Source organism: Candidatus Dormiibacterota bacterium (genome assembly GCA_035635555.1).
Classification (GTDB): Bacteria; Acidobacteriota; Polarisedimenticolia; order Gp22-AA2; family Gp22-AA2; genus Gp22-AA3.
This window is the reverse complement of record DASQAT010000018.1, coordinates 1-14,437: the sequence shown is the minus strand read 5'-3', so window position 1 is coordinate 14,437 and position 14,437 is coordinate 1. Positions and strand designations below refer to the sequence as shown.

11 protein-coding genes are annotated in these 14,437 nt (G+C 68.4%); 8 read left to right on the top strand and 3 right to left on the bottom strand.

The window, feature by feature from the left end; all coding sequences use genetic code 11:
- Positions 1-25: 25 nt before the first annotated feature.
- Complete coding sequence (locus VEW47_05055) at positions 26-475, bottom strand: hypothetical protein (protein ID HYS04544.1); 450 nt, start codon at positions 473-475, stop codon at positions 26-28.
- A gap of 122 nt (positions 476-597) precedes the next feature.
- Here VEW47_05055 and VEW47_05050 point away from each other — a divergent pair, with 122 nt between their 5' ends.
- Positions 598-1,680: a thioredoxin domain-containing protein gene (locus VEW47_05050; protein ID HYS04543.1), complete on the top strand. Its 1,083-nt coding sequence runs from the start codon at positions 598-600 to the stop codon at positions 1,678-1,680.
- 18 nt (positions 1,681-1,698) lie between these two features.
- Here the strand turns inward: VEW47_05050 and VEW47_05045 are convergent, their stop codons facing one another.
- Positions 1,699-2,682 (bottom strand): tetratricopeptide repeat protein, encoded by a 984-nt coding sequence (locus VEW47_05045; GenBank protein HYS04542.1) that lies wholly within the window; start codon positions 2,680-2,682, stop codon positions 1,699-1,701.
- A 15-nt stretch (positions 2,683-2,697) separates the two neighbouring features.
- Complete coding sequence (locus tag VEW47_05040) at positions 2,698-4,869, bottom strand: energy transducer TonB (GenBank protein HYS04541.1); 2,172 nt, start codon at positions 4,867-4,869, stop codon at positions 2,698-2,700.
- A gap of 56 nt (positions 4,870-4,925) precedes the next feature.
- Here VEW47_05040 and VEW47_05035 point away from each other — a divergent pair, with 56 nt between their 5' ends.
- The 7 genes from VEW47_05035 (at position 4,926) to VEW47_05005 (ending at position 14,140) form a co-directional block, all read left to right on the top strand.
- Positions 4,926-6,335: a S1C family serine protease gene (locus tag VEW47_05035; GenBank protein HYS04540.1), complete on the top strand. Its 1,410-nt coding sequence runs from the start codon at positions 4,926-4,928 to the stop codon at positions 6,333-6,335.
- Positions 6,336-6,787: 452 nt separating this feature from the next.
- Positions 6,788-7,438, top strand: coding sequence for an isochorismatase family cysteine hydrolase (locus VEW47_05030; GenBank protein ID HYS04539.1), 651 nt, complete (start codon positions 6,788-6,790; stop codon positions 7,436-7,438).
- Between the two features lie 38 nt (positions 7,439-7,476).
- Entirely contained in the window at positions 7,477-9,138 is a 1,662-nt protein-coding gene (locus VEW47_05025; GenBank protein HYS04538.1) for a DEAD/DEAH box helicase, read from the top strand.
- Entirely contained in the window at positions 9,139-10,827 is a 1,689-nt protein-coding gene (locus VEW47_05020; GenBank protein HYS04537.1) for an amidohydrolase, read from the top strand. It begins immediately after the preceding gene.
- A gap of 36 nt (positions 10,828-10,863) precedes the next feature.
- Positions 10,864-11,571, top strand: a complete 708-nt coding sequence (gene ubiE / locus VEW47_05015) for a bifunctional demethylmenaquinone methyltransferase/2-methoxy-6-polyprenyl-1,4-benzoquinol methylase UbiE (protein HYS04536.1) — start codon at positions 10,864-10,866, stop codon at positions 11,569-11,571.
- A gap of 5 nt (positions 11,572-11,576) precedes the next feature.
- On the top strand, positions 11,577-12,737 hold the full coding sequence (locus VEW47_05010) for an aminotransferase class I/II-fold pyridoxal phosphate-dependent enzyme (GenBank protein HYS04535.1): 1,161 nt from the start codon (positions 11,577-11,579) through the stop codon (positions 12,735-12,737).
- Positions 12,738-12,763: 26 nt separating this feature from the next.
- Complete coding sequence (locus tag VEW47_05005) at positions 12,764-14,140, top strand: M20/M25/M40 family metallo-hydrolase (GenBank protein HYS04534.1); 1,377 nt, start codon at positions 12,764-12,766, stop codon at positions 14,138-14,140.
- The last annotated feature ends 297 nt before the right edge of the window (positions 14,141-14,437 follow it).

Genomic DNA, 14,437 nt, shown 5'->3' with positions numbered 1-14,437 from the left:
CTCGGGTGTTGACCTGACAGGTGAATTACTTCTTCTTGAACAACGCCTCGAACGCGGCGCGCCCCGGGCTGACTCTCTCACCCGCTGGCGCGGCCGGTCCCGGGCTGACGATGCGGCGGCCGGTGGCGTCGAGGACGGTCTCGGGCTTGAAGAACTCGCAGGTGTTGGCGGCGGTCTTGGAGGGAACGCGCTTCGGGATCGGCTGGCGGCACTCGAAGCGCGCGCCCGGATCGAAGTGCACGCAGTTGCGGCAGGAGTGCCGGGCCGCACGGCACTTCGGGCAGAGAGCATCGGTCGGAACGCTGTCGAGAGCCTGCTCCTGATGGCCGCACTGATAGCAGCGCGTGACCAGGCGGGCCTCGCGCGCCATCCCGCGCGGCTCGCGCGGGCCGCGCGGACCCTTGTCATCCTGCTTCCGCTTTTCCCGTTCTTCCTTGTAGTCCTGGTCCCGGTAGCCGGGCTGACGGTACTTCATCGGCGCGCACTCCTCCCTGGGCTATGGCTCTGGATGGAGGGCATTGTACTTTACCGGCGGGCCTTCCGGGAGTAGAATCTTCGCCGATTCCAGGACAACCATAACGTCTATAAGGAGGCGTCATGCAACCCCGCAGCAAACGGCTCATTTCATTCGCCGCCGTCGTGTGCGCCAGCGCGGCCTTCGCGTGCACCGCAGCCACGGGCGATCCCAGCAAGGAGAGCGGCAAGGACGCGAAGAAGACAACCGCGACCGCCGCCTCGCTGAGCCCGACCACGCCCGTGGCGATGATCGGCGACAAGACCATCACGCTGCAGGAGCTCGACGTCCAGGCGGCCAGCGCTCTCACCCGGGTGCGTCAGGAGGAGTACGATGCCCGCCGGCAAGCGCTCGAGGCGATGGTGAACAACGAAGTCCTGATGAAGGAGGCGGCCGCCAAGAAGGTGGGCAAGGACGACCTGCTCAAGACCGATGTCACGGACAAGGTGACCGACCCGCCGCAGGCCGACATCGACAGCTTCTACGAACAGCACAAGCCGCAATTCGGGACCCAGACGAAGGAGCAGCTCGCGCCCCAGATCGCCGCCATGCTCAAGAACCAGAAGCTCGCGGACGCGCAGCGTGACTACATGAAGGGGCTGCGCAAGAAGTACGGGGTCAAGACGCTGCTCGAGCCGCCGCGGATCGAGATCGCCGTGGATAACGATGCCGCGAAGGGCCCCGCCAAGGCCCCCGTCACGATCGTCGAGTTTTCGGATTACCAGTGCCCGTACTGCAGCCGTGCCGAGACGACGGTGGAGGAGGTCCTGAAGAAATACGGGGACAAGGTGCGCCTCGTGTATCGCGACTATCCGCTGCAGTTCCACCCGAACGCCAACATCGCCGCCCAGGCCTCGGAGTGCGCCAAGGACCAGGGCAAGTTCTGGGAGATGCACAACGCGATGTTCGCCAACCAGGCCAAGCTCACGCAGCCGGAGCTGGTCGAGACCGCCGCCGCCATCTCCGGAATCGACAAGGACAAATTCAAGACCTGCCTGGAGAGCGGCAAGTTCAAGGATGAGGTGCAGAAGGACTTCGACGATGGTCAGAAGTACGGCGTGACCGGCACCCCGACCTTCTTCATCAACGGCATCCCGATGGTGGGCGCCCGCGACGTCAACTCCTTCGCCGAGATCATCGACTCGGAGCTGGAGCGCAACCAGTAGGTGGGACGACACCCGGTCCTAATCGACCCCCGGCAGCGGAATCGCGAAGCGACCGGCCAGCCCGGCGACGTCCCATTGCAGAGTGTCGAATTCCGCGATGAGCGTCTCGTCACGCGCCTCCACCGCGTCGTCCCACCCCTTCGAGGCGCGGGCGTGCAGCGCGGCCAGGCGCTCGCCCGCCCGGGCGCGGGCGTCTTCCGTGCGGGGCGGATTTCCGGTCAGCCGGGATTCCTCGGCGTCGAGATCCGACAGGATCTCGTCCTTCAGCCGCTCGAGGCCCGCGACCGGGCCCACCCCTGACGCCTCGAGGCGCTCGCGCCGGGCCAGCCGGCCCTCCGCCTCCTGCCGCAGACGGTCGATCTCGCCGGCCGCCAGTCGGGTCTCCTCTTCATCGTTCACGTCCTTGAGGGCGCGCTCGCTCTCCTCGATCCAGGACGGGATCTCGGCGTAGCGCCCCGAGGCCAGGAGCGCCCAGCCGGCGCGCAGCGGCACCCAGGGATCGCCGGGAGCGGCGCGCGCCGTCTCCCGGAACAGAGCCAGCCCCTCGCCGGTCCGGCCGCGCAGGACCAGGATCTCCGCCCGGCGTTCGTCGCAGGGGACGTGCAGGTCCGGTTCGATCCCTTCCGCCTTGTCCAGCGCCGCGACCGCTTCATCGTAGTCGCCGCGGTCCTTCAGGTGCTCCGACAGGCGCAGAAAGATGTCGGCATAGTTGAGGGCGGGGTGGCGCGCCGTCGAGTCGGCGATTCGTTTCAGGAGTGCGATGGCGTCCTGGTCGCGATCGATCTCCTCGAACGCCTGCGCGGCCGCCCAGAGGATGTAGTCGTCGGCGCGCGACAGGTCGAGCCGTTCCAGCTCCTCCTCCTCGACCTCGTCGAGGAGACGGATGTGGGCGCGGTAGTCCTTCGCGGGCAGCTCGCGCTCCTGGCGTGCGAATCCCCAGACGTATCCCTCCGAGGGGGGCTCGGTGTCCTCGCCGGAATCGTCTTGCGGGTCCTCGTGCATCGCCGACCCCCGGGTCTAGAGATCGTCCTCGTACTCGTGCCACTGCTCCTCGAGCGGGACCAGGTCGGGGCCGAACAGACGGACGAAAGTGTCATAGCCCCCCTTTCCCTGCGCCTCCGCGCGGGCGTAATCCTCGAACGCGGGGCGGTGCGCCCCCTTCGCACCGTGGATCAGGAAGTGGACGAGCGTCCACGAGGCGCCGTAGGCCAGGACCGCCCGGTCCCCGCTCCACAGCGTGTCGCCCGCCTTCGAGGTGAGCAGAGTGCGCAGGGGGACCGGCTCGCCCCCTTCTATCCTCTTTATATACTCCCGCAGGGGGGTGCGCGGATCGAACTGGACCCGCACCGTCCCCGCCTGGATCGTGCCGGACCGGCGGATGGCCCCGGGCTCGATGTTCAACCGCGACCCGATCTGCGAGAACCCGAAGTAGGTCGCGAGCCCTTCCTCGAACCACTTCGACGGCTGGTCCCCCTGCCCGTACGTCCTCTCGTAGTCGAGCATGTGGATCGCTTCGTGGATGACGATCGGCACCGGCAGGTGTCCCGACATCCTCTCGCACGGCACCGACAGGATGCGCGACGCAGGAATGTACTCGCCGGTGAAGCTCCATACTTCGGAGCCGGACGGGGTGCCGCCGGCGCTCCCGGCGGGCCTCGTCTCTCCGGATGCCCCCTTCCCGCCGGACGCGAGCCACAGGCGGTGCATCCGATCGTGATCGGCCTTGCGCGCCCAGGCGTACACCTGCACCTTCTGGCTGAAAGGGCGCAGGGTCACGAGCGGTCCCCAGAATTGCTGGTGGGCGCGGACGGTCGCCTCGACCACCTGGCCCAGGATCCTGGTCTCCTCCTCGTCCAGGACGTCGGTGCGGATCTCGAGCTGTCCGATCTCCGTCTCCACCTGCTTGATCCCCATCGTGCGCGCCGCCTCGTTCAGGTAGGCCTGCCGCCGGTTTTCGGCCAGGTAATCCGCGATATCCCCCTCCACGGCCTGCTTGAGAGACTCCCCCTCCGGAGCGTTCCTCCGGTGCAGAATGTCGTACGACATCCCGCCACCCGGCCGCGGATCGAAGGCGTAGTACAGCTCGCCGCGCTTCAGAAGAAGATAGAAGCGTCCCTCGGCGGCCACCGGCCCGGCCAGGCCATCGACGCGCGCCTCGTGCAGCGCCTTGCGCACGGCGGCGGGGAAGGCTGCCGCGGACACGAACCCCCAGTCGCCGCCGCGCTCCGGCCCGGTCCCGATCGCCTGCTCCGCCACCGAGGCGAACGGCTCGCCCGCCTTCACACGGCGCAGGGCCTCCTGCACCACCAGCTCGTCGTCCGAGACGATGGCCTCGACGTGAAACAGGGCGCGGTGCACCCAGTCCCGCGATTCCGGGGGAAGGCCGCCGAAGGTCAGCTCGACCGGCCTGTAATAGGTCAGCGGCGAGCCTCTGAGAAGCGCCGGCTCGAACCGCCAGCGCAGCACGGCGTCGATCGCCGCGCGTCGCATTCCGAGATCCGGATCGGGTCCGCGCAGCGGTCGCGCCCTTAGCGGCGCTCCCTCGGGGGAAATCTGCACGAGCAGCTCGACATGCGCCTCGCCGATGAGCCTCGCCCGGCCCGCCTCCTCGGGGAACTCGGGCGGGGTCTCGATCGTCGCCTCCGGCGGTGCGACGAAGCGCAGCGGCGAATCCGGCGGCAGGGCGCCGGTGTTCGCGGGCGGCGGCGCGAGCCCGGCGGGAGGAGGAACGGGGCGCCCGGCGCCGGCAGCCCCGGACACGGCGCCCGGGGTGCCCCGGGGCGGCCCGAGCGCGGCATCGATCCGGGGAGCGTCGGCCTCGAAGCCCCCGGAGACCTGCCAGACCCTCTCCTTGTCGCGCACCTGCTCGCGCACCTGGAAGACCCCCTCCAGCGCGCGGATCGAGGGGCCGCAGACGATCCGGTAACTGGCGCGCACGCCGCCGTCCCAGGTCTCGACGATCGCGAGGTCTGCAGGCGACCCGCAGCCGTCACCCGCGGGATGGGCCCAGTCCAGAAACTCACCAAGCCTTGCGAGCTCGATGGCGCCCGCCGCGGCGGAACCCTGACGCCCCGGCCGATCCGCTCCTGGCGCTGGCTCTGACGCCATGCGCTCCGGCCGGGGAGTCGAAAGGACGACACCGGGACCGAGCGCCAGCGCCACGAGAACCGGCAGGCCGGGAAAGCGCATCAAGCCTCCCATCGGACGGGCATCGAGGTGGAGCGGGAATTATATTCCCGACCGGCATGCGCATCCTGACGTCCGCTTCCGTCGCTCTTCTCGCCGCGTCATCGATGACCGTCGCACCGTCCGCCCCGGGGGTCGAGTCGATCCCTGAGGCGGTGACGGCGGCCTTCGGCGCCGTCGTGAGCGTGCGCGTCCACGAGGTCGTGAAAGTGCCGGTGTTTCGCGGCGGCCGCTTCCTGCGCGAGCAGGTGGAAGGACTCGGCGCCGGATCGGGAGTGGTCGTCTCGGAGGATGGTCTCATCCTGACCAACGCTCACGTCGTCGCGGGCGCCACGCGCGTGGACATCGCGACGGCGGACGGCCGCGACCTGAGCGCCAGCGTCGTCTCGGTGGACGAATCCTCCGACCTGGCTCTCTTGAAGACCTCCGGCGGCCGCCTTCGATCCGTGCCGTTCTCCGAGGACGGCCTGCCGGCGCCCGGGACGCGGCTGTACGTCCTCGGCAATCTCGGAGATCGCGGCCCCCAGATCGCCTGGGCCAGGATGGGGACGCACCGCAGGGTCAGAGTCGGCGCCAGGCCGCTCGAGTTCTGGTCGGAAGTCGACGCGCCGATCGGTCCGGGTAATTCCGGCGGCGCCATCCTCGACACGGCCGGACACCTCGTCGGCATCCCGAGCCTGCTCGTCACCTACACCGAGGAGGCGACGCAGCGGACCGACCGGCACGCCGCCGGCCTGTTCATCCCGGCGCGCCATGCCCGGCGCGCCATGAAACGGATGCTCGGAACGCCGCAGGCGGAGTGGCCCTGGATCGGAATGCTCATGGACGACCCGCTCCTGGCCGCGAGCGAAGGGAAGGGCTGGGACAGGAACGCCGGCGCGCGCGTGCGACGCGTCTACCCCGACAGCCCCGCCGCCGAGGCCGGCGTCCGGGTCGGCGACCGCGTCGTGACCGTGGGCGATGTCGCCACGGGCGACGTCTTCGAGGCGCTCGACGCGGTCCTCGACCAGACGATCGGGGAGAAGACCACGATCACGGTGGAACGGGACGGCCATCCGCTCCGGCTCCCTATCGTCGCGGCCGCTCGTCCGGCCGATCCGCGCCCCGACCCGCTCGACGACTTCGCGCTGCACACCGGCTTCCGCCTGACGCCAAGGACCGAGGGCCGGGAGAGCCGCGCCGCCCTGTCGCTGGCTGGCATGACGTCGTACACGCGCCGCGATCTCCCGGAGTTCGAGGCGACCCTGTTCGACGAGCGCCCCGCGCTCGTCTCCATCCTGCCGGGCCAGAACGCCCTCGCGGGCCTGACGCGACGCCTGCCGGTCCCCTCGCTCGAGGACCTGTCGATGATCATGGCGCGCTGCTTTGTCGAGGAGCAGTTCGTAGCACTCGTCCATTGGGATTTCGGCAGCGGCAAGGCCCTCGACCGCGCCCACGTCCACCGCAAGATCTACCCGGTAGTGCTGTAAGCCAGTTCCGTTCGTCTCAACCCCCGCCTTGATGTCTTCTGCTTGAGACTTTCCACGAACCGTCGCGCCGGCGCCCGCTTTGCCATGACCGTGGGTGTGGGTCCGCGACCGCAGCCGTCTCAAACGGCGCTTGAGACTCGTACGAGATCCTACCGATCGTCACTCCGCCACTCGCGCATCTCGTTGATACGCCAGCGCCTGAACCCCGACTGCGCGTCGCGGGGCGGCACGAGGCACGCACATTGCAGTAGGCGGCCCCTCGGAGATCGAGAAGTGGGGTCGGTCTCGCCGCCCCCAGCAAGCGGCGTGACTCTTGACGGAGAGCCGGCCATCCTTCTTCGTCGATGCCCCATCGCCCGCCGTCCGTCTCACCCTCCCGGGCATCCGGGGATGGACGGCGGGCGTCCTCATTTTGACCGGGACCCCCGTCCAGAATAGAATCCGACCCTGCCATGACGCGAACGGTCTTCTGGGATGTCGACACGCAGCGTGATTTCATCATGCCGGACGGGGACCTCTACATCCAGGGGGCCGAGGCGATCCTGCCGAATCTCTTGGCCCTGACCGGCTTCGCGCGCGAGAAACGCCTCCCGCTCCTCGGGTCGGTCGATTACCATGCCGCGAACGACAGTGAGATCTCGGACCAGCCCGACTTCCGGGAGACCTTCCCGCCGCACTGCCTCGCCGGCACGCCGGGTCAGGAGAAGGTCGAGGCCACTCGCCCGAAGGATCCCCTCTTCATCGACAGCAGTCCGGAGGACAAGGTGGCGCTGAAGCAGCGCGTGAAGCGGCACCTCGACCGGGGGGGCGAAGTCCTGTTCCGCAAGCAGCGCTTCGACGTGTTCAGCAACCCGAACGTGGACACCGTCCTCGAGGCTGTGCGTCCCGACCGCATCGTGGTATACGGTGTGGCCCTGGACGTGTGCGACCGGTACGCCATCGAGGGGCTCCTCGTGAGGAAGCGTTACCGCGTCGCCCTGGTGCAGGACGCGACGCGGGCCATCAAGCCCGACGAGGGAGAGCGCCTGGTCGCGGGCTGGGCGTCCCGGGGAGTCTGCATGATGACGACCGGCCAGATCATCGGAGGGGTGCTCGGCATCTGATGGATCAGCCTTCGAAGAAGTCCGGGAAACTCCGCCAGATGAGGGTGGTCGCGATCCGGCCGCGCGGCTCGCCGCGCGAGCCGCCGCCCGCGCCGCCGGTGCGTCTCGAGGGCCAGGAGCGATCGGCCTTTCCGGCCGTGCCGGTGCCCTTCACGTCGCTCGATCTCCCCGCTCCGGTCCTGAAGTCTCTCGAGGCGATGGGGTACGGCCAGGCGACCGAGGTGCAGGCACGCTCCATCCCGCTCGCCCGCTCCGGCCGCGATCTGATCGTCGAGTCGCGCACCGGCACGGGCAAGACGACCGCCTTCGGCATTCCGATCGTCGAGAAGGTCGACGCGTCGATGCCGCGCGTCCAGGCGCTCGTCCTCTGCCCGACGCGCGAGCTGAGCGTGCAGGTGGCGGACGAGCTCGGCCGCCTCGGCCAGGGCTCGGGCGTGAGGGTCCTGGCGATCTACGGCGGTGACTCGATGACCCGGCAGATCGACGGGCTCAAGCAGGGGGCGCACGTCGTCGTCGGGACGCCCGGGCGCATCCTGGATCACCTGGGCCAGAGGACGCTCCGTCTCGACGCCACGCGCTTCCTCGTCCTGGACGAGGCCGATCGGATGCTGGACATGGGGTTCGAGAAGGAGGTCAAGCAGATCCTCGACCAGGTGCCGAAGGATCGGCAGACCCTGATGTTCTCGGCCACCATCCCGTCGTCGATCGAGGCGATCGCCATCAAATATCAGCGCGAGCCGGATCGGCTGATGCTGTCGCAGGACGCCCTCTACGTCACGGGCGTGCAGCACCTGTTCTGCATCCTGTCGCGCATGGACAAGGCGGCGGCGCTCTATCGTCTGATCGAATACGAGACGCCGGCCTCTTCGATGATCTTCTGCAACACCAAGGCCGAAACGCGCCTCGTGCACTCGTACCTGGCCCTGCGCGGTCTTCCCGTCGCCATGATCTCCTCCGACCTGCCGCAGAAGAAGCGCGAGCAGGTCATGCGGCGTTTCAAGAGCAAGGCGCTCAAGCACCTGGTCGCCACCGACGTGGCGGCGCGCGGCATCGACATCGAGGACCTGTCGCACGTCTTCATCTACTCGACCCCCGACTCGTCGGACCAGTACATCCACCGGGCGGGGCGCACCGGCCGCATCGGCAAGACCGGCCGCGTGATCTCGCTCGTCTCGGCCTTCGATCTCATGAACTTCAACCGGCTGGTGCGGGCCAACCATCTGAAGGCCTACGAAATCGACGTGCCCTCCGATGAGGAAGTGGCGCGCCGGAAAGTGAGGCGGATCGTGGAGACGCTCAAGGAGCTGGCGGCGCGGCTCACCCCGGACGAGCGCGCCGAGTACGAGGCGATGGCGCGCGGAATCCTGGACGACGCCGACAGGCTCGCGATCGTCGGCTATCTCCTGAAGACCCACTTCGAAGAGGAGGCGGCACGCGGTGTTCTGGACGAGTCGGCCGCGGCGGGAGACGCGGACGCCGTCGACTCGCCGCGCGTCTACGCGGACGGGGAGGGCGGGTCGTCCTCCGCCGGCCGCGCCGCGCACCCACCCGCGTCCGGCGGCCAGCGCCAGGACGCGCAGGGGGGCGGAGCGGCCGGGCCGGGACGAAGGAGGCGGCGCCGCCGGCGCGGCGGGCACGGCGGCGGTCCCGGGTCGCCGGGCGGCCGCGGCCCCGGCGGAAATCCGGGTCAGGCGGCCTGAATGTGGGCCGGCCCTCCCCTGATTCTCCTGGTCGTGAGCCTGTCTCTGCCGGCCACCCCTCTCCTCCAGGCCCGGCCGGCGGCCGATCTGATCGTCACCGGCGCGAAGATCTTCACGGGTGATCCCGCCCATCCGGAGGCGGAGGCGGTCGCCATCCTGGGCGAGCGCATCGTGGCCGCGGGGGCGAGCGACGAGGTGTCCGCGTGGCGCGGTCCCGCCACCCATGTCATCGACGCGGGGGGACGGCGGGTCGTCCCGGGGTTCAACGACGCGCACGTGCACTTCGTCAGCGGCGGCATGGATCTCGACAACCTCGACCTCAAGAACACGAAAGATACGGAAGAGTTCGTGAAGCGGATCGCCGAGCGGGCCGCGCGCACTCCGAAGGGGGAATGGCTCCTCGGGGGGAACTGGGACGACCAGAACTGGACGCCGGCGAAGCTGCCCGACCGCGCCCTCATCGACCGCGTGACCCCTACGACACCGGTCTTCCTCAGCCGTTACGACGGCCACATGGCGCTGGCGAACTCCGTCGCCCTGAGGCTCTCCGGCGTGACTGCGAAGACGCCCGATCCCGCCGGCGGCGAGATCGTCCGGGACGCGCGGGGCGAGCCGAACGGGCTGTTCAAGGACGCGGCGATGTCGCTCGTCGCGAAGGTCATTCCCCCCTTCTCGCGCGAGCAACGCCTGCGGGCGGCGCGCCGGGCGCTCGCGCACGCCGCCTCGCTCGGTGTCACGTCCGTGCAGGACATGAATCCCGAGTACGACGACATCTCGGTGTACGCCGATCTCCTCGAGCGCGGCGAGCTGACGACGCGGATCTACGCCGCCCCGTCGCTGACCGACTGGAGGGACCAGGCGAAGATCGGTCTGCGCCGCGCCTTCGGATCCTCCTGGCTGCGGCTCGGCGCCCTGAAGGGCTATGCCGACGGCTCGCTCGGATCGACGACGGCCTGCTTCTTCGAGCCGTACCTCGACGCACCCTCGACGCGCGGGCTCCTGTCGGACGAGATGCAGCCGCTCGATGCGATGCGCGATCGCATGACGAAGGCCGACGCCGCCGGACTGCAGCTCTGCGTCCACGCCATCGGCGACCGGGGGATCTCGATGATCCTCGATCTCTATGCCGACGTGGCGCGGTCGAACGGCGAGCGCGACCGTCGTTTCCGTATCGAGCACGCGCAGCATGTGGCGCCGAAGGACTTCGAGCGCTTCGCGGCCCTGCACGTGATCGCCTCGATGCAGCCGTACCACGCCATCGACGACGGCCGCTGGGCCGAGAAGCGCATCGGTCCCGAGCGGATCAGGACGACCTACGCCTTCCGCACCTTCCTCGACCGCGGCGTGCGCCTGGCGTTCGGCACCGACTGGAGCGTCGCCCCCCTCGACCCGATGCAGACGATCTACGCGGCCGCCACCCGCGCCACGCTCGACGGCAGGAACCCGGACGGCTGGGTGCCGGACCAGAAGATCACCGTGAAGGAGGCGGTCGAGGCGTACACCAAGGGCTCCGCTTACGCCGAGTTCCAGGAGAAGGAGAAGGGATCGATCGCACCGGGCATGCTCGCCGACCTGGTGATCCTCAGCGCCGACATCTTCTCCATCGACCCGCGCGCCATCAAGGACGTCAAGGCGGTCACCACGATCGCGGGCGGGCGGATCGTCTGGGACTCCTCCGCGGCGCACTGAGCACCCCCCGTCTGCTGGTATAATTCCCGCTCACCCATGCCGCCCTATGCGCTGACACCGCGGAACATCCAGATCCGCGACAACTTCGACGCGATAGCACCCAGGTACGACCTGACGAACCGGGTCATCTCCTTCGGCATCGACCTGCACTGGCGCCGGGTGGCGATCCGGCAACTGGCGGGTCTGCCTCCTCGTTCCGTCGTCCTCGACCTGGCGTGCGGAACGTGCGACATGGCGCTCGAGATTCTGCGGCAGCGGCGGGCGGCGCGGGTGGTGGGGGCCGACCTCAGCCGGACGATGCTGGGTCTCGCCCGGAAGAAGCCGGCCGCCGCCGCGGTCACGCTGGTCAACGCCCCCGCCGAGGCGCTCCCCTTTCGGGACGGGTCGTTCGACGCGGTGACGATCGCCTTCGGCATCAGGAACGTGCCCGACTTCCGCGCCGGCCTGAAGGAGATGCTGCGGGTGCTGCGTCAGGGCGGCCGCGCCTGTATACTCGAGTTCTCGACCCCCCCGTCGAAACTGTGGTGGACCGTGTACAACTACTATTTCTTCAACGTCCTGCCGCGCATCGGCGGGCTCATCACGGGGCGCGAGGCGGCCTATCGCTACCTGACCGACTCGGTCGCCCTGTTTCCGGACGCCCATGAGTTCAAGACCGCGATGGAGGAGGCGGGCTTCTCGAATGTCGGCTACCTCGCCATGAACGGCGGGATCGTCTGCGTCCACACGGGGGTCAGACCTTGAAGAAGATGTTCGCGGATCGGATCGAGGGGCTCCAGCAATCCGATATCCGCCGCATGTCGCTGGAATGCACCAGGGTGGATGGGATCAATCTCGGCCAGGGGATCTGCGACCAGCCGGTCGAGCCGGTGATCAAGCAGGCGGCGATCAAGGCGATCCAGGAGGACCGCTCGATCTACACGCGGCTCGACGGGATCGACGAGCTGCGGCACCGCATCGCGAAGAAAGTCCGCGACTACAACAAGGTCCCGTGCGACGCCGACGGGGAGGTGATCGTCAACGTCGGTTCGACGGGGTCGTTCGTCGCCGCCTGCCTGGCGCTCGTGGACCCGGGCGACGAAGTGATCCTGTTCTCGCCGTTCTACGGCTATCACCTCAACATCCTGAAGGTCTGCCAGGCGTCGCTCAAGTACGTCACGCTCAGGCCGCCCGACTGGTCGTACGACGCTGCGGCTCTCGAGGCGGCGTTCTCGAACAAGACCAAGTTCATCCTGGTGAACACGCCGTCGAACCCGTGCGGCAAGGTGTTCACGCGCGCCGAGCTGACGCACATCGCCGACCTGTGCAGGAAGCACGACGCCCTGTGCATCACCGACGAGATCTACGAGTACATCCTGTACGACGGACGCGAGCACATCAGCCCCGGGTCGCTTCCCGGGATGGCCGATCGCACCATCACCATCAGCGGCTTCTCCAAGACGTACGCCATGACCGGCTGGCGGCTGGGATACACCATAGCCCCCAGGCCGATTGCCGCGAAGCTCGCCATCCTCAACGATCTGATCAATGTGTGCGCGCCATCCCCGCTGCAGCACGGTGTGGTCGCGGCGTTCGACCTTCCGGCGTCGTACTACACGAACATGCGCCGCGATTACCAGGTCAAGCGCGACATGACGGTGGCCGCCTGCCGCGAGGCCGGGATGACGCCGTACCCGCCGCAGGGGGCGTACTACATGCTGGCCGATTTCTCGGACATCGGCTTCAAGGACGACCAGGAGGCGGCGCGCGTCATTCTCGAGCGCTCGAAGGTCGCCGTCATCCCCGGCTCGTCGTTCTACCCCGACCCGAAGGACGGCCGGAAGCAGATCCGGCTGTGTTACGCCAAGAAGATGCCCGACCTCGAGGAGGCCCTCCGCCGCATCCGGACTCTGCGCACCGTATTGGCCTGACGCCGACCCAACAGGAGACACGACCGATGAGCGGATCCACCCCCGATCCCCGCACGATCGAGACCTACGTCCAGAGCATCCGCGGCCGCTTCGAGGACCGCCTCGGCCACATGGTCGAGATCCCGACCGTCAGCATGGACCCGGCCCACAAGCCCGACATCGAGCGCGGGGCCCAGGCCGCGGCCACCCTGTTGCGCGAGTGCGGCGCGACGTCGGCCGAGGTCGTGCCGACCTCCGGGAACCCGGTCGTCGTCGGAGACTTCAGGACCGGCGCCTCGCATCCGACCCTGACCGTCTACAACCACATGGACGTGCAGCCGGCGCAGGAGCCCGAGTGGCGCCAGGATCCGTTCCGTTTCCGCAAGGAGGACGGCCGCTACTTCGGCCGCGGATCGACGGATGACAAGGGCCCCGGGATCACCGCTCTCTTCGCCGCGAAGTACGCCGCCGAGAACCGCATTCCGCTGAACATCCGCTTCGTCTGGGAGCTGGAAGAGGAGATCGGCAGCCCCCACTTCGAGGAGTTCGTCACGAAGCGCCTGCCTCTGCTTTCGACCGACTCGGTCCTCGTGTCCGACACCATCTGGCTGTCGACCGACCGCCCGGCGATCCCGTACGGCCTGCGCGGCCTGAAGCCGGCCCGGCTGCAGCTGCGCACCGGCGGCAAGGACGCCCACTCCGGCCTCACCGGCGGCGCCGCCCGCAACCCCGTCGGCGAGCTGGCGCAGGTCATCTCGAAGCTGTACGACGCCACGACCGGCAAGGTCTTCATCCCCGGCTTCTACAAAGACGTCGTCAAGCCGAACGCGGCCGAGGTCAAGTCGTTCCTGGCGTCCGGATTCAATCTGAAGAAGTTCATGACCGCCCACGAGCTGAAGTCGCTGCGCACGACCAACCCTCGCGACGTCATGCTGCGCATCTGGGCCAGCCCCACCTTCGAGGTGCACGGCATCGCCGGCGGCTACACCGGCCCCGGCGTCAAGACCGTCGTCCCGCCCTGGGCCGAGGCCAAGGTCAGCATGCGCCTCGTGCCGAAGCAGGACCCCAAGAAGGTCTTCGGCCTCCTGAAGACCGCCGTCAAGAAGATCAATAAGGATGTGGAGGTCATCGAGGAGTCGGGCCTCGCCCCCTACCTCGGCCCCTTCGCCGGCCCCTACGCCGACGCCGCCCGCGATGCGGTGAACTTCGGCTTCGGCAGGACCCCCGCCTTCATCCGCGAGGGCGGCTCGATCGGCGCCGTCGTCACCATGCAGAAGCACCTGAAGGCCCCGATCGTGTTCATCGGCCTGAGCCTTCCCGAGCACGGCTACCACGCGCCGAACGAGAACTACGACTGGCGCCAGGCGAGCGGCGGGATGAAGACCTTCGTCGCCTACTTCAACAAAGTCGCAGGAATGAGGTAGCCGCCCGGGGCCGCCCGCTGTTCCGAAGCAGCCGCGTGACCTCGATCCATTGCTCCTTCGTCCCCCGCTCGCGGTATATTGACCCCAGCGATCTGTCACGACTTGGGGTATTTCAGTGAAGCCGAGGGCCGTGGGGCGCACCTCTTTCCCAGCCGATGCTCGCCTGGCTGTCATTCCCGTGACGCGTTCGCAGCCTTTCTTGTGATAGGCCGATCTACCTTTATTGAGATATACAGCACGCACGCTACTCTTACTGGGTTATACAGTTCAGTACAATTAGCGTTATGCGTACACAGG

What these genes read in the sequence shown, in the direction of transcription:
- VEW47_05055 (HYS04544.1), bottom strand. Translation starts at nt 475, where the DNA reads ATGAAGTACCGTCAGCCCGGCTACCGGGACCAGGACTACAAGGAAGAA.
- VEW47_05050 (HYS04543.1), top strand. Translation starts at nt 598, where the DNA reads ATGCAACCCCGCAGCAAACGGCTCATTTCATTCGCCGCCGTCGTGTGC.
- VEW47_05045 (HYS04542.1), bottom strand. Translation starts at nt 2,682, where the DNA reads ATGCACGAGGACCCGCAAGACGATTCCGGCGAGGACACCGAGCCCCCC.
- VEW47_05040 (HYS04541.1), bottom strand. Translation starts at nt 4,869, where the DNA reads ATGCGCTTTCCCGGCCTGCCGGTTCTCGTGGCGCTGGCGCTCGGTCCC.
- VEW47_05035 (HYS04540.1), top strand. Translation starts at nt 4,926, where the DNA reads ATGCGCATCCTGACGTCCGCTTCCGTCGCTCTTCTCGCCGCGTCATCG.
- VEW47_05030 (HYS04539.1), top strand. Translation starts at nt 6,788, where the DNA reads ATGACGCGAACGGTCTTCTGGGATGTCGACACGCAGCGTGATTTCATC.
- VEW47_05025 (HYS04538.1), top strand. Translation starts at nt 7,477, where the DNA reads ATGAGGGTGGTCGCGATCCGGCCGCGCGGCTCGCCGCGCGAGCCGCCG.
- VEW47_05020 (HYS04537.1), top strand. Translation starts at nt 9,139, where the DNA reads ATGTGGGCCGGCCCTCCCCTGATTCTCCTGGTCGTGAGCCTGTCTCTG.
- ubiE (HYS04536.1), top strand. Translation starts at nt 10,864, where the DNA reads ATGCCGCCCTATGCGCTGACACCGCGGAACATCCAGATCCGCGACAAC.
- VEW47_05010 (HYS04535.1), top strand. Translation starts at nt 11,577, where the DNA reads ATGTTCGCGGATCGGATCGAGGGGCTCCAGCAATCCGATATCCGCCGC.
- VEW47_05005 (HYS04534.1), top strand. Translation starts at nt 12,764, where the DNA reads ATGAGCGGATCCACCCCCGATCCCCGCACGATCGAGACCTACGTCCAG.